This window comes from Mesorhizobium sp. BR1-1-2 (assembly GCF_020165435.1).
Classification (GTDB): Bacteria; Pseudomonadota; Alphaproteobacteria; order Rhizobiales; family Rhizobiaceae; genus Mesorhizobium.
Genome location: NZ_JAIUID010000005.1, coordinates 468,420 through 490,916, shown reverse-complemented (window position 1 = coordinate 490,916; position 22,497 = coordinate 468,420). Strand labels below are relative to the sequence as shown.

22 protein-coding genes are annotated in these 22,497 nt (G+C 62.9%); 11 read left to right on the top strand and 11 right to left on the bottom strand.

Annotated elements, in window-relative coordinates:
• Positions 1-14: 14 nt before the first annotated feature.
• From LB551_RS14855 to LB551_RS14845, 3 genes are all read right to left on the bottom strand, one after another.
• On the bottom strand, positions 15-1,127 hold the full coding sequence (locus LB551_RS14855; protein WP_224659654.1) for an ABC transporter substrate-binding protein: 1,113 nt from the start codon (positions 1,125-1,127) through the stop codon (positions 15-17).
• Positions 1,128-1,196: 69 nt separating this feature from the next.
• Positions 1,197-2,291: an ABC transporter ATP-binding protein gene (locus LB551_RS14850; RefSeq protein ID WP_140553935.1), complete on the bottom strand. Its 1,095-nt coding sequence runs from the start codon at positions 2,289-2,291 to the stop codon at positions 1,197-1,199.
• 157 nt (positions 2,292-2,448) lie between these two features.
• Positions 2,449-3,345: a LysR substrate-binding domain-containing protein gene (locus tag LB551_RS14845; protein ID WP_140553936.1), complete on the bottom strand. Its 897-nt coding sequence runs from the start codon at positions 3,343-3,345 to the stop codon at positions 2,449-2,451.
• A 75-nt stretch (positions 3,346-3,420) separates the two neighbouring features.
• Here LB551_RS14845 and LB551_RS14840 point away from each other — a divergent pair, with 75 nt between their 5' ends.
• The 6 genes from LB551_RS14840 (at position 3,421) to LB551_RS14815 (ending at position 11,065) form a co-directional block, all read left to right on the top strand.
• Positions 3,421-5,010, top strand: a complete 1,590-nt coding sequence (locus LB551_RS14840; protein WP_224659653.1) for an amidohydrolase — start codon at positions 3,421-3,423, stop codon at positions 5,008-5,010.
• A gap of 28 nt (positions 5,011-5,038) precedes the next feature.
• A complete protein-coding gene (locus tag LB551_RS14835; RefSeq protein WP_140553939.1) occupies positions 5,039-5,971 on the top strand; it encodes a dimethylarginine dimethylaminohydrolase family protein in 933 nt (310 codons plus the stop codon).
• A 206-nt stretch (positions 5,972-6,177) separates the two neighbouring features.
• The gene (locus LB551_RS14830; RefSeq protein ID WP_224622990.1) at positions 6,178-8,331 is read left to right on the top strand and encodes a transglycosylase domain-containing protein; all 2,154 of its coding nucleotides are present in this window, start codon (positions 6,178-6,180) and stop codon (positions 8,329-8,331) included.
• 133 nt (positions 8,332-8,464) lie between these two features.
• A complete protein-coding gene (locus LB551_RS14825) occupies positions 8,465-9,049 on the top strand; it encodes a DUF1214 domain-containing protein (RefSeq protein WP_224659652.1) in 585 nt (194 codons plus the stop codon).
• Complete coding sequence (locus tag LB551_RS14820; RefSeq protein ID WP_140638761.1) at positions 9,042-9,611, top strand: DUF1254 domain-containing protein; 570 nt, start codon at positions 9,042-9,044, stop codon at positions 9,609-9,611. The genes LB551_RS14825 and LB551_RS14820 overlap by 8 nt, the downstream gene beginning before the upstream one ends.
• A gap of 422 nt (positions 9,612-10,033) precedes the next feature.
• Positions 10,034-11,065: a hypothetical protein gene (locus LB551_RS14815; RefSeq protein WP_224659651.1), complete on the top strand. Its 1,032-nt coding sequence runs from the start codon at positions 10,034-10,036 to the stop codon at positions 11,063-11,065.
• On the opposite strand, the gene LB551_RS14810 is transcribed toward LB551_RS14815, so the two are convergent.
• From LB551_RS14810 to LB551_RS14800, 3 genes are all read right to left on the bottom strand, one after another.
• On the bottom strand, positions 11,043-11,390 hold the full coding sequence (locus LB551_RS14810) for a DUF1491 family protein (protein WP_224659650.1): 348 nt from the start codon (positions 11,388-11,390) through the stop codon (positions 11,043-11,045). The two genes, LB551_RS14815 and LB551_RS14810, sit on opposite strands and share 23 nt — an antisense overlap.
• 71 nt (positions 11,391-11,461) lie before the next feature.
• Complete coding sequence (locus LB551_RS14805; RefSeq protein ID WP_224659649.1) at positions 11,462-12,226, bottom strand: peptidoglycan-binding protein; 765 nt, start codon at positions 12,224-12,226, stop codon at positions 11,462-11,464.
• Complete coding sequence (locus LB551_RS14800) at positions 12,201-13,946, bottom strand: PAS domain-containing sensor histidine kinase (protein ID WP_224659648.1); 1,746 nt, start codon at positions 13,944-13,946, stop codon at positions 12,201-12,203. The genes LB551_RS14805 and LB551_RS14800 overlap by 26 nt, the downstream gene beginning before the upstream one ends.
• Positions 13,947-14,479: 533 nt before the next feature.
• On the opposite strand from LB551_RS14800, the gene LB551_RS14795 reads away from it, so the two are divergent.
• Together LB551_RS14795 and LB551_RS14790 are read left to right on the top strand one after the other, a co-directional pair.
• Positions 14,480-14,830: a DUF5330 domain-containing protein gene (locus tag LB551_RS14795; RefSeq protein WP_140553953.1), complete on the top strand. Its 351-nt coding sequence runs from the start codon at positions 14,480-14,482 to the stop codon at positions 14,828-14,830.
• Positions 14,831-14,928: 98 nt separating this feature from the next.
• Positions 14,929-15,357 carry a SufE family protein gene (locus LB551_RS14790; protein ID WP_224659647.1) on the top strand — a complete coding sequence of 143 codons (429 nt, stop codon included), beginning with the start codon at positions 14,929-14,931 and terminating at the stop codon, positions 15,355-15,357.
• 187 nt (positions 15,358-15,544) lie between these two features.
• Here LB551_RS14790 and LB551_RS14785 read toward each other — a convergent pair whose 3' ends face one another.
• Together LB551_RS14785 and LB551_RS14780 are read right to left on the bottom strand one after the other, a co-directional pair.
• Positions 15,545-15,970 carry a MucR family transcriptional regulator gene (locus tag LB551_RS14785; RefSeq protein ID WP_095089970.1) on the bottom strand — a complete coding sequence of 142 codons (426 nt, stop codon included), beginning with the start codon at positions 15,968-15,970 and terminating at the stop codon, positions 15,545-15,547.
• Between the two features lie 430 nt (positions 15,971-16,400).
• A complete protein-coding gene (locus LB551_RS14780) occupies positions 16,401-16,772 on the bottom strand; it encodes an SH3 domain-containing protein (protein ID WP_411908878.1) in 372 nt (123 codons plus the stop codon).
• Positions 16,773-16,885: 113 nt separating this feature from the next.
• Here LB551_RS14780 and LB551_RS14775 point away from each other — a divergent pair, with 113 nt between their 5' ends.
• From LB551_RS14775 to LB551_RS14765, 3 genes are all read left to right on the top strand, one after another.
• The gene (locus tag LB551_RS14775; RefSeq protein ID WP_224659646.1) at positions 16,886-19,000 is read left to right on the top strand and encodes a S9 family peptidase; all 2,115 of its coding nucleotides are present in this window, start codon (positions 16,886-16,888) and stop codon (positions 18,998-19,000) included.
• A gap of 67 nt (positions 19,001-19,067) precedes the next feature.
• Positions 19,068-19,694 (top strand): LysE family translocator, encoded by a 627-nt coding sequence (locus tag LB551_RS14770; RefSeq protein WP_224659645.1) that lies wholly within the window; start codon positions 19,068-19,070, stop codon positions 19,692-19,694.
• Positions 19,695-19,854: 160 nt separating this feature from the next.
• Positions 19,855-20,244, top strand: coding sequence for an SET domain-containing protein (locus LB551_RS14765; RefSeq protein WP_224623007.1), 390 nt, complete (start codon positions 19,855-19,857; stop codon positions 20,242-20,244).
• Here LB551_RS14765 and LB551_RS14760 read toward each other — a convergent pair whose 3' ends face one another.
• From LB551_RS14760 to LB551_RS14750, 3 genes are all read right to left on the bottom strand, one after another.
• Positions 20,245-21,195, bottom strand: coding sequence for a cytochrome c (locus LB551_RS14760; RefSeq protein WP_224659644.1), 951 nt, complete (start codon positions 21,193-21,195; stop codon positions 20,245-20,247).
• 9 nt (positions 21,196-21,204) lie between these two features.
• On the bottom strand, positions 21,205-21,642 hold the full coding sequence (locus LB551_RS14755) for a c-type cytochrome (protein WP_224659643.1): 438 nt from the start codon (positions 21,640-21,642) through the stop codon (positions 21,205-21,207).
• Between the two features lie 159 nt (positions 21,643-21,801).
• Complete coding sequence (locus LB551_RS14750; RefSeq protein WP_140553963.1) at positions 21,802-22,404, bottom strand: superoxide dismutase; 603 nt, start codon at positions 22,402-22,404, stop codon at positions 21,802-21,804.
• Positions 22,405-22,497: the final 93 nt, after the last annotated feature.

Below are 22,497 nucleotides of genomic sequence, written 5' to 3'. Positions count from 1 at the left end.
CAGCCCAGCGCCGGTCAGGCGGAGATGATCTTGGTGTATTCGTCCAGCGCCGCGCCGTAATTCTTGGCGTACCAGTCCATGTCGAGCGGGATCTGCTTCTTCATATTCTCGGGATCGACCGGATTGATGCGCTTCTTATCGGCCGGGACCAGCGCATCGGCGGCGGGGTTGGCCGGACCCTGGCCGAGCTTATCGAACATGACGAGCTGCTTTTGCGGGTCCTGCGCGCTGGCAATGAACTTCATCGCCGCGTCCTTGCCGCCGGGGTTGTTCTTCAGCACGGCCAATGCGCCGGGCGAGATCAGGCCCTGGTCCCAGATGAATTTGATCTGACCGCCCGAATCCTGCTCGATCAGCGAGGCGCGCGTCGACCAGACGATGGCCATCGAGGCTTCGCCGTTGAGCAACACGCTCTGGCTTTCCGCGCCGCCGCCCCAATAGGCGACGACGTTCTCCTTGAACGCGGCGATCTTGTCATGCGCGCGCTTGAGGTCGAGCGGATAAAGCGAGGCCGGCGCGATGCCGTCGGCGAGAAGAGCCGCCTCCCAGCTCGACACGCCCCATTTGTAGAGGGAGCGCTTGCCGGGGAATTTCTTCACGTCGAAGAAATCGGCCATGCCGGTCGGGGCATTGCTGCCGTATTTCTGCGAATCGTAGGCGATCACGTAGGAGAAGAAATAGGTCGAGGCGGCGTAATCCCAGCCGAAGCCCGGCCGCATCTTCTTCTTGTCGACTATTGTGTAGTCGATCGGCTCGAGCATGCCTTGCGCGCCGAGCGTGATGGCCGAGAACGGGTCGACGTCGACAAGGTCCCAGGTCGGCGCACCGCTTTTAAATTGTGCCGCGATGGCCCCTTCGGTCGGGCCGGAGCCATCCATCTTCACGGTGATGCCGGTGTCCTTGGTGAAAGCCTCTCCATAGGCGGCGTCGTAAGCCGTGATGGCGTCGCCGCCCCAGTTGACCAGCACCAGTTCCTTCGCCGCGGCGAAGGACTTGGTCGAGCGCAGCAGCAGCGGCGTCCCGGCAAGCACGAGGACTGCAAGTTGCGTGAATTGCCGGCGCGATATCTCGCCGCGCTTTGTCCTTTCGGAGAGCGTTTCGAGGGCCTGTTTCTTGGTATCGTTCATGTTAGTTCCCCTTTGTTTTCGTTGATCGAATCCGGAATCCGGTGCGGCGAATTCAGGCCGCGCCGGTGCTCATTGTCCTCCGTCCGGAAGGAGGAAGCCCTTTTCCGCCGGCCAGGTCAGCCAGACAGAGTTGCCCTTGCTGAGTGCCGCTGCCGCGACCTCGTTCGGCACCGAAACGGTCACTTTCGCACCTTGGCGTGTCGTAAGGTCGAGTTTGGTCGCCGCGCCCAGATAGGTCGAACCGACCGCGGTGGCGGCAATGCCGTTCTCGCCTGCCGCCGCCTCGCGCGCTATCGACATATGTTCCGGCCGGATCGCCAGGATGGCGTTGCCATCCACCGCTTCGGCGTTGCCGCGCAGCTTGATTGCCCGGTCCTCGCAGAGCGCGGTCGCGCCATGATCGGCGGCGCGCACGCCCTTCAGCGGCAGCATGTTGATCTCGCCCAGGAACTCGGCGACGAAGCGGTTGGCGGGCCGGTCATAGACCTCGTCAGGCGCTCCGACCTGCAACAATTTGCCATGGTTGAAGATGGCGACGCGCGACGAGAGCGCCAGCGCCTCGCTCTGGTCGTGGGTGACGAAGACGAAGGTGGTGCCGGTCTCCTGGTGCAGGCGCTTCATCTCGGCCTGCATCTGGCCGCGCAGGCTCTTGTCCAGCGCCGAGAACGGCTCGTCGAGCAAAAGCACGCCCGGCTCGAACACCAGCGCGCGGGCCAGCGCCACGCGTTGCTGCTGGCCGCCGGAGAGCTGCGCCGGCAGCTTCTTCTCGTGGCCGAGCAGACCGACGCGCTCGATCATCTCGCCGACGCTACGCTTGATCTCGGCGGCCGATTTCTTGCGCACCTTGAGCGGAAAGGCGATGTTTTGCTCGACGCTCATATGCGGGAAGAGCGCATAGCCCTGGAACACCATGCCGGCGGCGCGCTGCTCGGCCGGCCGGTCGGTAATGTCGACGCCGTCGCTGAACAGGCGGCCCTCGCTGGGCTGCAGGAAGCCGGCCAGGATCATCAGGAAGGTGGTCTTGCCGGAGCCGGAGGGGCCGAGCAGCGTCAAAAACTCGCCGCGGCCGATATTGAGCGTCAGATTGTCCAGCGCACGGAACGAGCCGAAGCTCTTGCCGATCCCGTTCGCCTTGATCTCTGCGGCCCGGCCGGGTTGCTGCATCCTGCCTCTTCCTTGGTGGCTGGGGAAATCGTAGGCAGCGCGAAGGCTCACCGCAACCGAATAGTTTTCGCCTGATCGGCAAATTTGATTCATCTATAATGAATGTCGGCGACGCTGGAACCGCCGATTTCACCCCTCGTGGGAAGATCGGCTGATTTCAATATGTCCGCAGCCTGTTCTCCGATAGTTTCGACCGCAACCATCCCCCAAATGCCTCCAGTACCGGATGCCCCGCCTTGGCGTGCTCGGAAACGAGGAAATAGGAACGCGGCGACGGGATCGAGGTCTCGAACGGCTTGACCAGCCGGCCTTCGCTCAGCGCCCGGCGGCTGGTCAGCTCGTCGCCCATGGCGATGCCCTGGCCGGCGATCGCCGCTGAGAAAACGAGGTTCATGTCGGAAAAGAAGATGCCGCCCTCGGTGTCGGGGTTCTCGACCTTGGCCAGCGCCAGCCAGCGCGCCCAGTCCTCCGTATCGCCGAGGTGCAGCAGGTTGGCGCGCAGGACGTCGGCCGGCTTGGAAAAGCCGCCGACCTTGTTGAGCAGCGTCGGGCTGCAGAGCGGCGTGAACGAGATTTCGCACAGCAATTCCACCACGCGGTTCGGCCAGTTGCCGACGCCAAAGGCAATGAAGGCGTCGGCGTCCGGATTGCTGACGTCGTCGAGCCGCCGGGGCGTCAGTATGCTCAGCGCCACATCCGGATACATCTGCCGGAACTCGCCGATATGGGTGCACAAGAACAGCGAGGCAAAGCCTGGCGTGCATGAGACTGCGAAAGAGCCGCCGACGCCGGTGCCGGCGTTTTGCGCCACCGCGTCGCCGAGCACGGTCAGCGCCTTGCGCACGTCCGCGGCATAGCGCTGGCCGCGCGGCGTCAGCGCCACGCCCTTGCCGATGCGCTCCAGCAGATCGAAGCCGAGGTCGCGTTCGAGCAAGCGCAATTGATGGCTGACCGCGCTGCGGGTGAGGTGCAATTCGTCGGCGGCGCGCCAGACGCTGCCATGACGGGCGAAACTGTCGAGGGCGCGCAGCGCCTGCGTCGATGGAATTCTCAAGAGGTGAACCGAATTTGCACGAACCGGGAAAACATATCACTTTTTGGCGAGCCGCTTCACTGCTTTCTTTGGCGTATGGAGAAACCGGTGACGACATCGGCGCAAGAAACCGCTCTTGCCTGCCTCGACGGCATCCAGCCGCTGTTGTCGGCCTGGACGCGTACCATCTTCGACTTCGGCGAGACCGCCTGGCGCGAGTACCAGTCGGCAGATTGGTATGTCGATCGGCTGAAGCGCGAGGGGTTTTCGGTCGAGGAGGGCTCCGCGGGCATGCCGACGGCCTTCTGCGCCCACTGGACCAATGGGGACGGTCCGACCATCGGCATGTATGCCGAATACGACGCCGTGCCCGGCAACTGTCAGGACGCCGCCACGGTGAAGCGGCCCCGCCCGGGGCTCGGCATCGAGGCCGGCGGCCATACCGATCCACATTCGGGCCTGGGCATGGCCAGCCTGGGCGGTCTGCTTGCCACCAAGGCCGCCATGCAGCGCCACGGCATTGCAGGCACGCTGCGCTTCACCGGCGAGCCGGCGGAGAAGGTGCGCGGCTCGAAACCGATCCATGCAGCCAAAGGTTACTATGACGGCCTTGCCGGCATGATCTCCTTCCATCCCTTCTATATGCTGCCGCTCTGCAACACGGCGCGCTGGGACACCCATTGCGGCGCGGCCTACGCGATGATCTATCGCTTCATCTGCGACGAGCCGCAGAATTGGGCACGCGCCGCGGGCGACGGCGCCCCGATCCCGCAGGCACATTCGGCGGTTCGCGCGCCCGGCGCCAACGACGCGCTGATGACGATGTACATGGCATCCAAGGCGCTGCGCGATTCCATGCTGCCGCACCAGGGCGGCTGGTCGATCAGCGAGGCGATCCTGACGGCGGGCCAGGCCACTGCCGACAATCTGCCGGCGGGTCTTGCCGAGATCCAGTACATGATCCGCGTTCCGACGCTTCGCATGGCCGAGCAGGTCACCGCGGTGCTCGACCGCAACGCCTCGGCCGCCGCCGCGATCAGCGGCTGCCGCTACGAACGGCACTGGGTTTCGAAGTCGCGGCCGGGACTGGCCAATCATGCCATGGCCGGGATCGCCTATGAGGCGTTGGCGAGCGTCGGCCCACCCCGATGGGATGAGGCGGCGAAGACAATCGCCCGCGAGATCCAGGTCAATGCCGGTGGGGTGGCGAGCGAAAATCCATTCATCGACGAGCTGGAGCGTTTGATTGCGCCGCAGGAGGCGGAGGCGATCCTGCGCCGCGATCTGCCGCCATCGCAGGTGAACTCGACCTCGGACGACTACACCGACATGAGCTGGCACGCGCCGACGGCGCGTTTCTATGTCGCCCGCCCTGCCCTGCGTTCGGCAAACGGTCATGTTTTTCCAGCCTGGGCGATGAATGCGCTGGGCGGCATCCCGGCCACTATCGACCCGATGGTCACCTGCGCGGCGAAGACCATCGCGCTATCGGCCCTTCGCCTGCTGGAAGACAAGGCCGCGCGCGGCATGGCGATGGACGAGTTCGTCGCCCGGACCGGCGGCGGCATTGGCGGTTCGACCTGGATCGCGCCGCTCTGCGACTACGATCCGCCCATCAACTTCCGCTGGCCGGAATATGTCACCACGCCGCGCGGCCGCGACTGGTGGATACCAAGCAAGCAATGACCGCAAACGCCCATACGAGGAGAACCGAATGACCGTTCATGACCGCATCATCGCCGAGCCGTTTTCGCTGCAGCGCCGCAACCCGGCCGGCGGCACCAAGCCGCTGACATCATGGGGTTTCGCCAACGAGACCGACGTCTTGACCGACGTGCTGCTCGGCTCGCCCAATTTCCTGCGCCATCTCTCGACCAGCTCGCTGTCGCGCAAGCACCTGCGCGAGGCGCCCTGCAACATCCAGATCGCGCAGGCACAACACAAGGATCTGGTCGCGGCCTACGAGCATTTCGGCGTCAACATCCACTGGCACGAGCCGACGCCGGAGCTGCCGATGCAGGTCTACTCCCGCGATTCCAGCGTGATGACGCCCTACGGCGCCATCATCACCGCCATGGCCAACTGGTGGCGGCGCGGCGAGAATTATGCCGCCATCCGAACCTATGAAAAACTCGGCATCCCGATCTACGACATGGTCACCGCAGGCACCTTCGAGGGCGGCGATTTCAACGTCATCGAGGACGGCGTGGTGCTGATCGGCTGCGGCGGCGCCCGCACGCAGGAAGAAGGCGCTCGCCAAGTGCAGGCCTGGTTCGAAAAAGAGGGTTGGGAAACACGCATCGCCTTCATCGACGAGTACTATGTCCATATCGACCTGATGGTGGTGCCGATCGCAGAAAAGCTCACCGCCGTCTGCCTCGCCTGCACCGAGCCGGGGATCGTCGACTGGCTGAAGGGCAAAGGGCACGAGATCATCGACGTGCCGTTCCAGGACACGATGGCGCTCGGTTGCAACTTCATGTCGCTGGGCAAGGACAGGGTGATCGCGCCGACATCCAGCCAGACGCTGATCGGTCAACTCAAGGCGCGCGGCTTCGAAGTGGCGGCCGTCGACATGAGCGAGATCTCCAAGACCGGCGGCGGCATCCACTGCATGGCGCAGGCGCTGAAGCGCGAGGCGGCCTGAGTCCGGAAGGGCAACCCCCACCTTCGCCCGCCTGATCAGCGTCAGGCAGGTGAATGGCGGTTTGCAACCGCCCCCATCAACAAACCCTGCAGGTGTGTCCTCGCCACCCTTGTGGGCGTCCGCAAATGGATGAATAGTCAGGGCGGCGTCGCCCTGAAACTGCCCGCTTGGTTTTCAGGCCGTGCCATAGCCGTCCGGGTTTTTGAATGGTCAGTCCTGAACCGCCTAAGAGAAGAGGTCCGATCGCCGCCCGGCTGCTGGCGCTCGATGCATGGATCGATTCCTCTCTCTACGAGATCGGGTTCAAGGCGCGCCAGTTCTGGGAGGGCGCGACGATTTTCTCGCGGCGCTTCCGCGTCAACGGCTGGCGCCGTGGCATCGTCGAGCTGTTGAGCGAAGGTTTCACGCTTGGCGCCGGCGGCATCGTCGTCATGCTGGCGCTGGCTATTCCCGCCTTCCAGGACACGGCCGGCGACTGGCGCGCCCAGGGCGACTTCGCCGTTACCTTCCTCGACCGTTATGGCAACGAGATCGGCCAGCGCGGCATCATCCAGCGCGATTCCGTGCCGGTCGATGAAATGCCGGACCACGTCATCAAGGCGGTGCTTGCCACCGAGGACCGGCGTTTCTTCGACCATTATGGCATCGACGTTCTCGGCCTGTCGCGCGCAATCTTCGAAAATGTGCGTGCAAACTCCGTCGTCCAGGGCGGGTCCAGCATCACGCAGCAGCTGGCCAAGAACCTGTTCCTGACCAATGAGCGCACCTTCGAGCGCAAGATCAAGGAAGCCTTCCTGTCGCTGTGGCTCGAAGCCAATCTGTCGAAGAAGGAAATTTTGCAGCTCTATCTCGACCGCGCCTATATGGGCGGCGGCACGTTCGGCATCGAGGCGGCGGCGGACTTCTATTTCGGCAAGAGCGTCAAGGACCTCAATCTCGCCGAGGCGGCAATGCTTGCAGGCCTGTTCAAGGCGCCGACCAAATACGCGCCGCACATCAACCTGCCGGCCGCGCGTGCGCGCGCCAATGTGGTGCTGTCCAATCTCGTCGATTCCGGCTTCATGACCGAGGGCCAGGTGCTTCAGGCAAGGCTGCATCCGGCCGATGTCGTCGATCGCGGCGAACAGAAAAGCCCCGATTATTTCCTCGACTGGGCCTTCGACGAGGTCAAGAAGATCGCCAAGCCCGGCCAGCACTCGCTGGTGGCGCACACCACCTTCGACGCCAACATCCAGAAGGCGGCAGAAGAGTCGGTGGAGTTTCACCTGCGCCAGTTCGGCAAGGAGTACAACGTCACCGAAGGCGCCGTGGTGGTCATCGAGACCAACGGCGCGGTGCGCGCGATCGTCGGCGGCCGCGACTATGGCGCCAGCCAATTCAACCGCGCCACCAAGGCGCTGCGCCAGACCGGCTCCTCCTTCAAGCCCTATGTCTATGCAACGGCTATGGAGCACGGCTTTACGCCGAATTCGATCGTATCAGGCGGGCCGATCAGCTGGGGCAACTGGTCGCCGCACAATTACGGCGGCGAGTCGGCGGGCAAAGTCCCGCTGATCGTGGCCATGGCCAAGTCGATCAACACGGTGCCGGTGCGGCTCGCCAAGGACTATCTCGGCATCGGGCCGATCAAGGCGATGGCGGAATCGTTCGGCGTGGAATCGCCGCTCGAAGCGCACAAGACCATGGTGCTCGGCACCTCGGGAATGACCGTGATGGACCAGGCGACGGGCTACAGCGTATTCGCGCAGAACGGCTTTGTCGGCTCGAGGCATGGCATCACGCAGCTCGTCACCCGCACCGGCGAGGTGGTCTACGATTTCGCCAAGGATGCGCCGCCGCCGCACCGCGTGCTGTCCGAACAGGCACTGAAATCGATGAATACCATGCTTGTGGCGGTACCGGCGATGGGTACTGCCAGGCGCGCGCAGATACCCAACATCGTCGTCGCCGGCAAGACCGGCACGACGCAATCCTACCGCGATGCCTGGTTCGTCGGCTTCACCGGCAACTACACCGCGGCCGTCTGGCTGGGCAATGACGATTTCACGCCGACCAAGAACATGACAGGCGGCTCGCTGCCGGCGATGGTGTGGCAGCGGCTCATGGTCTATGCGCATCAGAACATCGACCTCAAGCCTATTCCCGGCATCGATAAGCCCTTCGTCGACGAGGAGATCGCGGCCAAGGCCGCGGAAGCGCAGAAGAAGAGCGAGGAACAGGCAGCGGCCGATGCCGCCGCCGAACGGCCGCCGGTGCTGTCCAGCCGCACGACGCAGACGCTCAGGGACATGACCCACCTGTTCGAAACGGCGCGCAGGCTCGGCACGTCGGCTCCGCCCGAAACGCTGTCGGCGCTGTGATCGCGGCGCCTTTTCCCTTCTGTCTTCGCGAAGAAGCAAAAGCCGCACCTTCCGAATCCGCGTCCTGCGGCTTGCCACACGACCCCGCGCCGCGATATCCCCGAGCGGCAATTCTTCATGCGCCCGGCCTTTCATGCTCAAGAACGCCTTCCTGACGCTGCTTTCGCTTGCCATAGCCATTGGCGGCGGCGGCGCCAGCGTCTGGTATGCGCTGAACATGCAGGACGGCGTCGGGGCGATCAGGATCGGCCAGTGGACCGCCTTTCCCGATATCGGCACACCCGCGGCCGACCCCTATTCCAAGGCCCGCGTGGCGCGCGAGGGCGTGCTCGCGCTCGGCCGCGCCGAAGGGCTGTCCTTTGTCGCCGAGGACGACGCAGCTGGCGGAGAGCTCAGGCGCGAATGCACCTACACGATCGAAGGCGGATTTCCGACCGCCCGGTTCTGGACCCTCTATGCCGCCGACCAATCGCTCAGCGTGGTCGAGACCGGCAAATCGCGGCTTGCCGCGCTTCAATCCTATGGCGTGCTACGCCAATCCGACAATTCGGTGCTCATTTCCGTCGGCCATCACCCGATGCCTGGCAATTGGCTGCTGACCGACGGTTCCGGCAGGATGTATTTCGTTTTGACATTCTACGACACGCCGATCGCCAGCAGCACCGGCCTGTCGGATGTTTCGCTGCCCAAGATCACCAAGGTCGGCTGCGATGCGTAGTGTCTATGCCGCGACGCGCAGACTTGTGCATGCCGTCCTTCTCGGCCTCGTCGGCGCCGGCATCGTGCATATCGTCGTGCTGCTTCTGGTGCCTGAATTCTCGGAACGCGATGCCTGGTCGCGACTGTCGTTGGCGTCGGATCTCTACCGGATGACCCGGCTCGATGCCGAGGCGGGCGGCGCACCGGTGGTGAAATCGGTCGACCCGCTGTTTTATGCGACGGCTTGCCGGTTCGACCTGGATGAGGGAATGGTGAGGATCAGGGCGCCGGGCAATGTGCCCTTCTGGTCGGTGTCGGTCTATGACCGCAACGGCCACAACATCTATTCATTCAACGACCACACGGCGACCGGGGGCAAGCTGGATGCCGTGGTGCTGACGCCGGCCCAGATGATCGACATGCGCAGGGACCTTCCCGAGGAGCTTCAGGGAGCGATCTTCGTCGAAGCGCCGATCGACGAGGGCATATTCGTCATCCGCAGCTTCGTGCCGGACGACAGCTGGAAGTCGATCGTCTCGCGCTTTCTGGAGCAGAGTTCGTGCGAGCTGCAGGACTTTTAGACCGTGGCCCGGGCAATCCGCATCAGTTCAGTGATGCGGCACTGGCGTGCGTGGCGATCCCGGCTTGTCAGGGCCGGCAGGCCGCGCTTCCCCCGCGGCGGACCGCTCATAGCGGATGCCGGGAAAGATGATCACCGCCGCCGGTATTTCGGTGGTTTGCTTTGCTCGATTGGTCGGTGCCGTTCTCGGCACGAAAGACAGTACCATGCCCATGGTTCGCGTATTCCTCTCGGTTGCCCCGGAGCACAACGCAACGCCTCCAAATATCATTAAGGCCGGCAGAGGGTTAACGGAGCGCTAACGGATCCCGGCTAAATTGATCTTTGTTCTAAGGTCAGGACATCCTGACCGAGGCAATCGCGAAACCGACGCGTTCCGGTCGAGCATGGTCAAGCGTGTATAGAGTATCGGGCGTATCCCTCGTGTCATCTTCGGACTTCAGGCAAATCGCGGTAGGGACGGAATCGGGAAAGGCCGAAAGGCTGTTCCGCGCAGCGGTATCTGCGTTCTGCTCGCTTACGCGGCCGTCCCGCCGGGAAATCGGCCAACTGGAAGATCTGACGCTGCCGCTGTTCGACAACGTGTCCGTCGAATCGCGCCGCTACGTGGCGGCAGCTCTCTCTGAATGCGAATACGCTCCTGCCGGGCTGGTGCGACGCCTGTGCGAGGAGCCGGTGGACATTGCCGCCCCCTTGCTCATCCGCTCGCGCGCAGTCAGTGACATCGACCTCATTGCGCTGATCGGCCGGCACGGGCTGCCGCATGCGCGCGCGATCGCGCGCCGCAAGAACCTGAATCCAACCATCGCCGATCTGATCAGGGCGCTGGAAAGGCCTACGTTGGTGCGGGTCCGCGATCCGGAAGCGGAAGCCTCCCCGGCACAAACCGCTCCCTTGAAGGCGCCGGCCGCCGACAGCGCGGCGAAGCAGCAGACGCCGGGCGTTGGTGCGGAAAATGCCCGGCGCAGGCTGCGCTCCATGATGCGGACCGGCGAGGAGGCGCAGTCGGCGCAGGTCGGTCCGTTCACCGGAGCCGACACCTATGCCAGATTGCGAGAGACGGCGCTGACCGGAAACGCCGCCTTCTTCCAGACCGCGCTCGCCGATGCGCTCGATATCGATTTCTCAACCGCCAGGTCGCTGACGGCGAACCAGAATTACATGCCACTGCTGGCGGCGCTGCGCTCGCTCGACCTCAGCGAGGACCGGGCATTCCTGATCACGGTTGCCGTCTACTCCCGCGAGTTTCCGAATCCGCAGGCGATCCGCACCTTCCTCGATCGCTACCGGCTCCTGCACCGCGACGCGGCGCTGGACAAGGTGCGGGAATGGAAGGCCGAGACCCTGTCCGATGTGGTTCGCGACGCCGCCCCCGCCAACAGCGCCAGCCGCGAGGCGTCGAACAGCGACGATGCAGCGGCCTTCCCTGGCCTCAGGACATCTTCACGGAAATAAGCTCCTCGACAGGAACAGCGCCGGCCTCGATCTCAACCACCCAGATGTCGGGATCGAATTTCTTCTCGCGTTCCAGCCTGGCGTCCAGCACCGAAGCATCGGCGGCGGTGGCGAGAAGGCTAAAGAAACGTTCGTTGGGCTTGGCTGAATCGTAGCTCGTCTGTGGCGCCGGCCCATAGAGGGCGATTTCACCAAGCCGGCTCCGCGTCAGGACGAACACGGCGCCGGCTTCGGTCGCGCCGCGCTTGACCACGGCGGCAAATCCGCCCGCGCCGAAAACCCGACGTAACAGGGCCGATACCCACAGATCCGTGGTCACGCGCATGAGAAAAGTCCGGACAGCATGCGGACTATCTATCGGTATTTACACCGCTGGGCGACCCGTTATCTGCGCCGTCAGTTGGTCAGGCCGATCTCGCGCATCTTGACATAGACCAGTTCGTCGGGCTCGCCGGTCTGCGGCAGACCGAACAGCGACTGGAATTCCTTGATGGCCGCCTTGGTACGGGCACCGACGACGCCGTCGAGCTGCATGTCGTCATTGCCGAAGGCCTTGAGCCCGGCCTGTATCTTGACAATGCGAGGATCCGGCGCTTGGGAAGCCGTATCGGTCTGCAGCGACACTGGAACCGCCTGCGACACTTCGGGACGCGGTTGCGGTTTCGGCACGGCGGCGGTTTTCGGGGTCGCGCCCAGCTGATCGAGCAGCAGCGCGTCGATCTCGCCGGACGTGTTGAGCCCGACCTTCTGCTGATAGGCCTGGATCGCCTTGCGCGTGTTGGGTCCGGAAATGCCGTCGACCGTGCCGGCGTAGAAATCGAGATCCTTCAATATGCCCTGCACCTGCTCGACCACCGGATCGCCCTTGACCGGCGCCGGCGCGGTACCTGGCCGCACAATGTTGAAGGTGGTCTCCGGCTCATCAGCGGCCGCATGCGGAACGCCCTGTATGCTGCGGGTCGCGAAGAAGGCTCCGGTATGCGGAAAAGGCTGGTACCACAGCGCATTAGCCGAAACGTAGAACAGCGTCACCAGGAATGCCGTCGACCCTCCTACCAGGACGGGATTGCGCGAAATCATGCCGCCGATGGCGACGGCCCCGTCCTGGAAGGCGTTGCTACGGCGCTTGACCGCCTTAGGCTGTTTTGCGGAGCGCGCCATTTCCGTCCCCTTTCGCCCTCGCCAGCGGCATCGTCAGCACCCCGGCCTTGTCCGCCGGGCGCCCTTTCGGTCCGTTCACCGGCAGGCTGATGGTGACCGTGGTGCCCTCGCCCGGCATGCTTTCGATCGACATGGTGCCTTCGTGCAGCGCCACCAGCCCCTTGACCAGCGACAGGCCAAGGCCGGTCCCCTCGAAACGGCGGGTATAGTCGTTCTGGATCTGCATGAACGGCTTGCCGAGATTGGCGAAATCTTCCTCGGCGATGCCGATGCCGGTGTCCCGGACCCAGAAATGCAGGCGCGAACCGATCCGCTTGGCGCCGACGACGACATCGCCGCCATCGGGCGTGAACTTGATCGAATTGGAGACGAGATTGATGAGGATCTGCTGCACCGCGCGTCGGTCGGCGTTGATTTCGCCGGCGTCCGGCGCGATCTGCGCCTTGAGATCGATGTTCTTGGCCTGCGCCTGCAGCCGCATCATCGATTGGCACATGTCGACGGCTTCCATGAAGCGGAATGGCTCGGGTTCGGTCGCATAGACGCCGGATTCGATCCGCGACACGTCGAGGATGGAGGTTACGACGGCAAGCAGATGCTGGCCGGAATCGCGCACCAGACCGACATATTCCTTCTGCCGCGGATCCTTGAAGGCGCCGAACATCTCGTGCAGCAGCATGTCGGAGAATCCGATGATGGCATTGAGCGGCGTGCGCAGTTCGTGGCTCACCACCGCCAGGAAGCGCCCTTTCGCCACTTCGGCGGCGGCCGCGGCGTCATTGGCGGCACCGAGGTCTTCACGCAAGCGGGCGACCTCGTCGTTCTCGCGCAGCACAAGCGTGAAAACGTCGCCCTGCTCCTGCGCGCGCATCAGTTCGAGCGAAAACGGCCGATAGTTGTCCGCCGGGCCATTGCCATTCTGTCCATTACCGTCCTGCGGCAGCCTGACGCGTAACTCCAGCCTGCGCGACAGCGCCCCGTCGCGCATGTCGGCCAAGGCACTGAGATAGGAGACGCGATCCGACAGATGCACGCGATCGAAAAGCCCGGTTCCGCAAAGCAGTTCCGGGGGCAGTTTCAATAGCGTACGTGCCTTTGCCGAGGCATCGATAACCTCGCCATGGCGGGCGACGCGCAGGACCACCGCGTCGATCATGTCTTCGAGACGATCGCCGGGGTCCCCTACGTCGGCCGCAGCCGCAGCGTTGCGAACCGCCGATATACGCGGCACCAGCGTCAGCGCCCAGGCCAATGGCAGCAGCCAGTGCCACGCGGCGATCGGCACTTCGGCGTGCGGGAGGACGGTTGCCGCCACAGGCTGCAACAGAATGGCGACGACAGCGCAGACGGCTCCCCACAGCGCCGCGCGGCGAGAGGCGCTGATCCACCAGGCTTCGAACGGCAGCGCCACGACAAGCATCGCGACCGGAGAGCTCAGCCCGCCGGCAGCGGCAACAAGACCGGCGAGCGCAAGTCCCGCGATCGCCAGCGCGGCCCGGCCGGCCAGATCCATCCTTCCGGTCGCGGCCACCAGCAAGGCGATGAACCAGCAGAGACCAAAGGCCGCGAAGATGGCGGCCACGGTGACGGCTGCGCCCATGCCTGACGTGACGAGCGTGACCGCGGCACCGGCGGCAAAGAACGGAGCGGCCAGCATGGCGCCGATAAAGCGGCGCTGACGCTCGCGGTCGTCCAGCCCAAGAATGGAGGGATGGACCATACGTTCGCAACCGGCCGCCATTGCGCCAGGCAATTCAACGTATCTGGCCTTGATCGGCATCAACTCAACGCACCCGCACTCGTCGTGAACAGCTCTGCTTTTGCAGATCGTTTTGATTGACTCTGAAACTCGCACCCAGCCTTTAAAGAATGGATAAGGCAGGGCCGACCCAAGGCTCGGCCCACGGCGAATATCGGGATGGGAGCGCCCGAAAACCCGGGCAAATGCCACCATAGTAAACGGAGGGTTATCCGCAGGGACCGCCCGTGGCGTGGCCAGCCGCAGCGCACCGACCGCCTGATTTTGTGGAAAATGCAATAGAAACAAGGGAGTATATGGTTAATGGATGATAAGAAAAATGATCCCAATCTGAGACAAATCGACAGCAAAACGCTTCGTTTCGAATTTGCCTCAAATTTGAAGAAAATTCTCGGCTAACCCGCAAGCCGTCCTTTGCGCCTGTGTGCCAATATCCCGCCCACAAAAGAGGTCATGCTCATGGATGCATGACCCGGTCACGACGAGAGGCGAACATGTTCTTCCTGATGAGAATGGCTTTCTGGTTTTCGCTGGTGCTGCTGGCACTGCCGCTGGGCGTCGGCCCCGGCGAGCCGGGCCAGGAAAGCGTAGGACCGATCCAGGCCCTGTTCGCGGCCCGCGACGCGGTCGGCGACATCGCCGGCATTTGCGAACGCAAGCCCGATGTCTGTGAGACCGGCAAGTCGGCAATGCACACCATCACCGCAAGGGCCAAGGAGACAGCCAAGATCGCGGCCGCCATGCTGGACGACAAGTCCGCAGGCCCCGACATCTCCACAATGACCGGCAGCGTTCCGCAAGAAGTCGTCTTGCCGGAGACGGTCAACCTGCCGGTAAAGAATTAAGCCGTTTCGACGGCGCACCGCGGGCAGTCTGCCTCTCGACGCCCGCGGTGTCCTTGTTTTTCCGTGACGCGGCGATGGTGGATGACTATATCCCTGTCATGACGACCACGATCCAGACGATCCGCGACGACTTCTCTTTCCTCGACGAATGGGAGGACCGCTATCGTTATGTCATCGAACTCGGCGAGGCGCTGCCGCCATTCCCGGATGAGGAACGCACCGCCGCCAACAAGGTGCCGGGCTGCGTCAGCCAGGTCTGGCTGACCACCGAACGGGGACCGGGCGGCGATCCGGTCATCACTTTCAGGGGCGATTCGGACGCCCATATCGTACGCGGGCTGGTGGCGATCGTGCTGGCGCTGTTCTCCGGGAAGACCGCCAGCGAAATCCAGAAAATCGATGCGGAAGCGACGCTGAAGGCGCTCGGCCTGGACGAGCACCTGTCGCCGCAGCGCGCCAACGGCCTTCGCTCGATGGTCAAGCGCATCAGGCGCGACGCAGAGGCCGCACTCGAGCAGACGGCCTGATATCGCCTCTGCGATCAGCCGATCGCATCATGCCGCGCACTGGTACCAGCGCTGTCCCGGCCCGGCCGGCAAAGTAAAACGGCGCCCGAAGGCGCCGATGTCGATCCGGTTGAACTGTCCATCCGGCTCTATCTATCGTTTGAACCGCATTCTGCGATGCCAAGTGTACTCACCTGGCAGCAAATGCTTAGCGGGCCTTGCGCTTGCGGCCGAGGCCCATCTTCTTGGCGAGCTGGGAGCGGGCGGCCGCGTAGTTCGGGGCAACCATCGGGTAGCTCGGGTCGAGGTTCCACTTTTCGCGATACTGATCCGGCGTCAGATCATAGTGGGTCATCAGGTGACGCTTGAGCGACTTGAACTTTTTGCCGTCTTCAAGGCACACGATGTAGTCGTCATGAACCGAGCGCTTCGGGTTCACTGCCGGCTTCTGCTTGTCGGCGGGCGGCTGTTCGGCGGTTCCGCCCACACGCCCGAGAGCAGCATGGACATCGGAGATTAGGTTCGGCAGTTCGCCGACCGGCACGGGATTGTTGCTGACATAGGCAGCCACCACGTCGGCGGTCAGCTCGATCAGCGCGTCGCTGTTTCTGGAAGGTGTTTCGACAATATCCATGGTCTTCAGGCCCCAACGAGAGTTAGTTTAGTGCGCCCTTTTTTACAGGCAAGGCATTGCACGAATTTTGTGCAGACAGAGCTTCTGCGATTCGCGTCGCGGGGGCATCAATGAACCTACCTAGCAAGTAAGTCAATTCGATCCTTGCACTATATTGAGCGATGTTGATCAAATATTTCCGGATCAGCTTCAATCTTTCGTGCACGATGTAATTTTTCGATATTTCGCAGGCGAAACCAACGGCCGGTGACGCGGCGTTAGCTAACCGTTACATTCGCGCCAACTCACAAAGCATCTCCGAGTGCTTTGCTTTGCTTGGCGACCGAGCCGGCAATCTTGGTTGCTCACCCCCTTTCGCAAAACCAGAGGTTGCTCCACCTCTGCCATTGCCGGCCCTCACGCGCAGTGCAGCCGACCAGTTCGGGATCACTCAATACGGAGCGATGTATTTGCCATAGGCCCACCCGGTGACGAAACCGCCGTTCTTGGCCGGATCATGCCAGACTTCGCACCAGCGATAGCGAACCGCCTGCTGCTGCTTCCATGCCGGCTGATTGGCGATGTCGAGCAGGTTCGTCCCGCCGGTGCATCGTCCGGTCATCTGCAAAACGGTGCCGTTCGGATATGCGGCCTGTTTCTGGGACGTGCCCGAGGGATATTTGCGCACGTTGAGCGTGTCGCCGAACGGCACGTTGGCCACTTGCCAAGCGGCGAATACGGTCGCATGAGATTGGCCGGCGATGGCCATGGTTGCGGAAACGACGGCGAGAGCCGCGACGGTGCGAGCATAGATATTCATCATTTCTCCTCCCGGCCCACTTTCTGGAGCCCGGCGCAGCAATAAGGCCCGGCTCTTGAACCCGCGCTGATCGGCGTGTTCATTGGCCATTCAGAACATTTCCAAAGCGAGACGCAATGACCAAAACTTCTGCATTCCCAGATGTCACCCCGCCAACGCCCGAGAAGCGGCCGGTTTTCGACACGCATCACGGTATCACGCGAACGGACGACTATGCCTGGCTGCGGGCCGACAACTGGCAGGAGATGTTCAGGGATCCCGCATTGCTCGATGCGGGCATCCGCGCCCATCTCGAAGCTGAGAACGCCTACCAGTCGAAACTGATGGCCGACACGGCCGATTTGCGGAAGCGGCTGTTCAAGGAGATGAAGGGCCGCATCAAGGAAGACGATTCTTCCGTGCCGATGAAGGACGGACCCTACGCGTACGGCTCCTCCTTCAAACTCGGCGGCGAGCAGCCGCGCTATTTCCGCATGCCGCGGGACGGCGGCGCGCAGCATATCCTGCTCGACGGCGATGCCGAGGCCGAAGGCAAGGCCTATTTCCGGCTTGGCGGCGTCGATCATTCGGCCGACCATGGCAAGCTTTTATGGGCGTTCGACGACAAGGGCTCCGAATTCTATACGCTTCGGGTGCGCGACCTCTCCGACGGCAAGGAACTCGCGGACACGGTTCCCGACACGGGCGGTTCGGGGGTGTGGAACGCTGGCAATGATGGTTTTTTCTATACCCGGCTCGACCCCAGCCACCGCCCCTCCAAGGTGCTGTTCCATGCGCTTGGGCAGGATCCGGCAAGTGACCGGCTGATCTATGAGGAAAACGATCCCGGCTTCTTCATGAATGTCGGCGGCACGCGTTCCAATGAATGGATCATGGTTGCCATCAACGACCACGAGACCTCGGAATACCGGCTGCTGAACGCCGGTGAGCCGTTTGCCGAGCCGAAGCTGGTGGCGGCGCGCGAGACCGGTGTTCAATACGAGATGGAGGAAGGCGGCGACATTTTCTTCATCCTGACCAACGCCGATGGGGCCAAGGACTTCAAGATCATGACGGCGCCGGCGAGCGATCCGATCCGCGCCAACTGGCAGGAGCTGGTTCCGCACGAGGCCGGCCGGCTGATCCTGTCGGTGATCGGCTTCAAGAACCATATGGTCAGGCTGGAGCGCAAGGAGGGCCTGCCGCGCATCGTCGTGCGCGACCGGGCAACCGGCGAGGAACACCTGATCTCCTTCGACGAGGAGGCGTTTTCGCTCGGCCTGTCGGGATCCCTGGAATACGACACCGAGATCATGCGCTTCACCTATTCATCGATGACGACGCCGGCGCAGGTCTTCGACTACAACATGCGCACCCGCGAGCGCGTGTTGCTCAAGACCCAGGAGGTGCCGTCCGGCCATGAGCCGGAGCACTATGTCACGCGTCGGCTGATGGCGCCCGCTGCCGATGGCGAATTGGTGCCGGTCTCGCTCTTGTATCACCGCGATACCCCGCTGGACGGCTCCGCGCCTTGCCTGCTTTACGGCTACGGTTCCTATGGCATCACAGTGCCGGCGGCCTTCAATACCAACTGGTTCTCGCTGGTCGACCGCGGCTTTGTCTTTGCGATCGCCCACGTCCGCGGCGGCAAGGACAAGGGCTATGGCTGGTACGATGACGGCAAGCGGGCGTACAAGATGAACACTTTCACCGATTTCATCGCTTGTGCACGCCATCTGGTCGCCGAACGCTACACTGTGCATGACCGCATCGTCGCGCAAGGTGGATCCGCCGGCGGTATGCTGATGGGCGCGGTCGCCAACATGGCGCCGGACTGTTTCGGCGGCATGGTTGCCGAGGTGCCTTTCGTCGATGTGCTCACCACCATGCTCGACGCCAGCCTGCCGCTGACCCCGCCGGAGTGGCCCGAGTGGGGCAATCCGATCGCGTCGGCGGACGACTACCGGACGATCGCCGCCTATTCGCCCTATGACAATGTCGCTGCGCTCGGCTATCCGCCGATCCTGGCGCTGGCCGGTCTCACCGACCCGCGCGTCACCTATTGGGAACCGGCCAAATGGGTGGCGCGGCTGCGCGAGCGCAAGACGGGCGACAATCCGGTTCTGTTCAAGATCAACATGGAATCGGGCCATGCCGGCGCGTCCGGCCGGTTTTCCCGGCTGGAGGAGATCGCCTACACATACTCATTCGCCTTGAAAGTGACAGGCAAGGCAACAGGGCCGCAGGGCTGAAGCGGTCATTGCCTTTCGGCCCCTGGCGTGACTTGATCGGCGACGAACGCCGAGGAGGATGCGAGCAATGATCGACCTGGCCACATTGACCACCTATGTCGCCGTGGTGCTCGGTTTTGTATTTATTCCCGGCCCCGCCACGCTGCTGACGGTCGCGCGGGCAACGAGTTCGGGAACCAAAGCCGGCATGGCAACCGGCGCAGGGATCGCGGCCGGCGACGTGTTTCACACCTTCACGGCCATGGTCGGCATCTCGGCGATCATCGCCACATCGGCGGTGCTGTTCAGCGCCGTAAAGTATATCGGTGCGGCATATCTCGTTTATCTCGGCATTCGCGCGATCATGGAAAAGACAGCGGCCGATCTCGTCGCCGGCAGGCTCCCAATCTCGGCGGGCAAGGCGTTTCGGCAAGCCATACTGACTGAGATGCTCAACCCCAAGACGGCGCTTTTCTTCCTCGCGTTCCTGCCACAGTTCGTGCGGCCCGAAAACGGATCGGTGATGCTCCAGCTGGCGGTATTGGGGATCATCTTTGTTCTGTTGGGCCTCTTCAGCACAGTGGTTTTCGCGGTGAGCGCAGGCGGGCTTGGCACTTTCCTGCGTAGAAATCCCACGGTGTTGAAATGGCAGGGCAAGATTGTCGGCGGCATCTATTGCGGCCTGGGCGTGCGGCTGGCGCTTCAGCAGCGCTGACGCGAAACGATGACCGGCGCGGCCTTCTCGGCGAGCCGGGCAATCAGTGGTTTTTGAATTCCGTGTTGCTGGTTTTCGCTCGCAATTGCGATGCCCCCGCGCTACCCAAGGCGCGTTTTGTCCCGGGCCATGACAGCCCACAATCGCACAAGGGCCTGCCATGCTGCTCGTCGACGTCTATCTCGACAAATCCCCCATCCAGGGGATTGGTGTCTTTGCCAAGAATGCCATTTCCCGCGGCACGATGATCTGGAAGCTGGACCCGAGATTCGACCGGCTCATCGAGGTCGAGACCTATGAGAGCCAGACAGGACCGGTGAAGAGTTATCTCGACCGCTATGCCTATCCGGACAGACGAGATCCGAACTACATCGTCTTCGAGGCCGACGATGCACGCTACATGAACCACGCCGACGAGCCGAATTGCGACGTATCCTCGCCCGAGGAAAGCTTTGCGTTGCGCGACATCGCGGCCGGCGAGGAACTGACCTGCAACTACAATCATTTCTTCGAGGCGGGTTTCGACTTCCTGGGCGATCGCCACCCGTAGTCAGTTCGCCGGTTTTTTTCGCGCCGGATAGCCGTTCGGATGCGGCGGAACCGCCTTGAGATAGGCCGCGATCGCCGCGCGGTCCTCGGGCGCCAGTTCGGCCATGTTCCTCTGCACATCGACCATGGCCCCGCCGACGGAGTCGAAATCGGGCGTGAAGCCGGTTTCGAGATAATTGGCGATGTCGGCCTGCGACCAGTCGCCGATACCGCCCTCCCCGGAGGTGATGTTGGGGACGACGCCGCTGCCTTCGGCGGCTGTGGCTCCAGCCAGCCACTCGCTCTTCCTTGTCCCGCCCGCAAGGTCACGCGGCGTGTGACACTCGCCGCAATGACCCGGTCCCTCAACCAGGTAGCGACCGGCAATCACAGGACCAGGCGCGCCTTCGGGCAGGGACACAACAGGCTGCTGGCTGAGATAGAGCCGTTTCCACAAGCCGATGCCGCGACGGATGTTGAACGGGAAACTCAATGAATTGGCCGGCGCTCGGCCGGCAACCGCCGGCAGCGTCTTCAGGAAGGCATAGAGATCGGCAATGTCGGCGGGCTTCATGCGCGCGTAGGACGTATAGGGAAATGCCGGATAGAAATGCTCGCCCGACGGCGAGACACCCTTCAGCATGGCATTGGCGAGATCCTCGGCCGACCACGCGCCGATGCCGTCCTTGGGGTCTTGCGAAATGTTGGGCGGCACAAACGTGCCAAACGGGGTCTTGAGTTCAAGGCCGCCGACAAGTTCGAGCCGCCCATCGCCTTTCGAACCGGGTTTTGCATGGCAGGAGGTGCAGCCGCCGGCATAAAAAATGCGCTTGCCTCTGGCCGCGTCACCAGGCGCGAGCCTGGCCATGATTTCCGCATCGAGCTTCACCGGCGCCGAAAGCGTCCACGCGGCAACCGCGCCGACGCCGCCGAGCACGAGTGCGGCGCCGACCAACTTCCTCAGCCATGCCATGGCCGGCGATCAGCCTTTCTTGACCCTGTAGCCCTTGTGGCAGGTGCCGCAGTCGGAGCCGATGACGCCGATTTGCGTCTTCAGGGAATCCACGTCGGCTGGGGCCGCGGCGACCGCAGCCTTGACGTTGGCAAGATACTTGTCTTCTGTCGCCTTGAAGCCGGCCATGTCTTGCCAGATCTTCGGCGCCGCCGTGGTGTCGCCCGTGTCGCTGCCCGCCGGGAACAGGACGTCGGCGTCGAATTTTTCCGCGTTCGCCTGGAGCGCCTGGAGCGCAGTCAGTACGGCGGCGGCATCAAAGGGCTCCTCACCCTTGACCACTTTCGACAGGCCGCCGACGATCTTCCCGCGTTCCTTCATCAGGGCCTGGCGGTGGAGGATCGGGTCAGCAAAGGCCGCCGAACCGGCGAACGCGAGCATAGAGATGGCGATGACAAGCTTTCTCATTCAATTGGCTCCATGATGAAGGCATTTCGGACAGGACGTTAACGGACGTGGCGGGAGGAATATTCCTTCCCCCGACGATTTTGCCAGACCTTTGCTGCTGTGGGATCCCGGCACAGAAAAACAAAAGCCCCGGGGGTGCCGGGGCTTTCTTAATCTCGATCAGGCTTTCGCTTTTTCGTAGAGTTCGAGAACATGATCCCAGTTGATCAGGCTGTCGACGAAGGCCTCGAGATATTTCGGCCGGGCGTTGCGATAGTCGATGTAATAGGAGTGCTCCCAGACATCGACGCCGAGGATCGGCGTCGCGCCATGGACAAGGGGATTCTCGCCGTTCGGCGTCTTCGAGATCGCCAGCTTGCCATCCTTGACCGAAACCCAGGCCCAGCCGGAACCGAACTGGGTCGTGCCGGCGGCGATGAAGTCGGCCTTGAACTTGTCGTAGCCACCCAGATCGCTGTCGAAAGCCTTCTGCAACGCACCCGGCAGCTTGTTGCCGCCGCCGCCCTTTTTCATCCACTTCCAGAAATGGATGTGATTGTAGTGCTGAGCGGCATTGTTGAAGAGGCCGGCATTCTTGCCGAACGACTGCTTGACCACCTCTTCTACCGACAGATCGCCAAGGCCGGCTTCGGCGGCAAGCTTATTGCCGTTGTCGACATAGGCCTTGTGGTGCTTGTCGTGGTGATATTCCAGCGTCTCTTTCGACATATAGGGCTGCAAGGCCTCATAGTCGTAAGGCAGAGCGGGCAATTCAAAAGCCATGGAAGGTACTCCCTCAAGGAAAATCCGGTGTCGATACCGGACTAAGATAGGTCTGGATTGGGTTCGGACAACTCCGAAAAGTGAAGCGCCGGG

Excerpts from the sequence above, each read along its gene's own strand:
- LB551_RS14855 (WP_224659654.1), bottom strand. The coding sequence starts at position 1,127 with ATGAACGATACCAAGAAACAGGCCCTCGAAACGCTCTCCGAAAGGACA.
- LB551_RS14850 (WP_140553935.1), bottom strand. The coding sequence starts at position 2,291 with ATGCAGCAACCCGGCCGGGCCGCAGAGATCAAGGCGAACGGGATCGGC.
- LB551_RS14840 (WP_224659653.1), top strand. The coding sequence starts at position 3,421 with ATGGAGAAACCGGTGACGACATCGGCGCAAGAAACCGCTCTTGCCTGC.
- LB551_RS14835 (WP_140553939.1), top strand. The coding sequence starts at position 5,039 with ATGACCGTTCATGACCGCATCATCGCCGAGCCGTTTTCGCTGCAGCGC.
- LB551_RS14830 (WP_224622990.1), top strand. The coding sequence starts at position 6,178 with ATGGTCAGTCCTGAACCGCCTAAGAGAAGAGGTCCGATCGCCGCCCGG.
- LB551_RS14825 (WP_224659652.1), top strand. The coding sequence starts at position 8,465 with ATGCTCAAGAACGCCTTCCTGACGCTGCTTTCGCTTGCCATAGCCATT.
- LB551_RS14820 (WP_140638761.1), top strand. The coding sequence starts at position 9,042 with ATGCGTAGTGTCTATGCCGCGACGCGCAGACTTGTGCATGCCGTCCTT.
- LB551_RS14810 (WP_224659650.1), bottom strand. The coding sequence starts at position 11,390 with ATGCGCGTGACCACGGATCTGTGGGTATCGGCCCTGTTACGTCGGGTT.
- LB551_RS14805 (WP_224659649.1), bottom strand. The coding sequence starts at position 12,226 with ATGGCGCGCTCCGCAAAACAGCCTAAGGCGGTCAAGCGCCGTAGCAAC.
- LB551_RS14800 (WP_224659648.1), bottom strand. The coding sequence starts at position 13,946 with ATGGTCCATCCCTCCATTCTTGGGCTGGACGACCGCGAGCGTCAGCGC.
- LB551_RS14795 (WP_140553953.1), top strand. The coding sequence starts at position 14,480 with ATGTTCTTCCTGATGAGAATGGCTTTCTGGTTTTCGCTGGTGCTGCTG.
- LB551_RS14790 (WP_224659647.1), top strand. The coding sequence starts at position 14,929 with ATGACGACCACGATCCAGACGATCCGCGACGACTTCTCTTTCCTCGAC.
- LB551_RS14785 (WP_095089970.1), bottom strand. The coding sequence starts at position 15,970 with ATGGATATTGTCGAAACACCTTCCAGAAACAGCGACGCGCTGATCGAG.
- LB551_RS14780 (WP_411908878.1), bottom strand. The coding sequence starts at position 16,772 with ATGATGAATATCTATGCTCGCACCGTCGCGGCTCTCGCCGTCGTTTCC.
- LB551_RS14775 (WP_224659646.1), top strand. The coding sequence starts at position 16,886 with ATGACCAAAACTTCTGCATTCCCAGATGTCACCCCGCCAACGCCCGAG.
- LB551_RS14770 (WP_224659645.1), top strand. The coding sequence starts at position 19,068 with ATGATCGACCTGGCCACATTGACCACCTATGTCGCCGTGGTGCTCGGT.
- LB551_RS14765 (WP_224623007.1), top strand. The coding sequence starts at position 19,855 with ATGCTGCTCGTCGACGTCTATCTCGACAAATCCCCCATCCAGGGGATT.
- LB551_RS14760 (WP_224659644.1), bottom strand. The coding sequence starts at position 21,195 with ATGGCATGGCTGAGGAAGTTGGTCGGCGCCGCACTCGTGCTCGGCGGC.
- LB551_RS14755 (WP_224659643.1), bottom strand. The coding sequence starts at position 21,642 with ATGAGAAAGCTTGTCATCGCCATCTCTATGCTCGCGTTCGCCGGTTCG.
- LB551_RS14750 (WP_140553963.1), bottom strand. The coding sequence starts at position 22,404 with ATGGCTTTTGAATTGCCCGCTCTGCCTTACGACTATGAGGCCTTGCAG.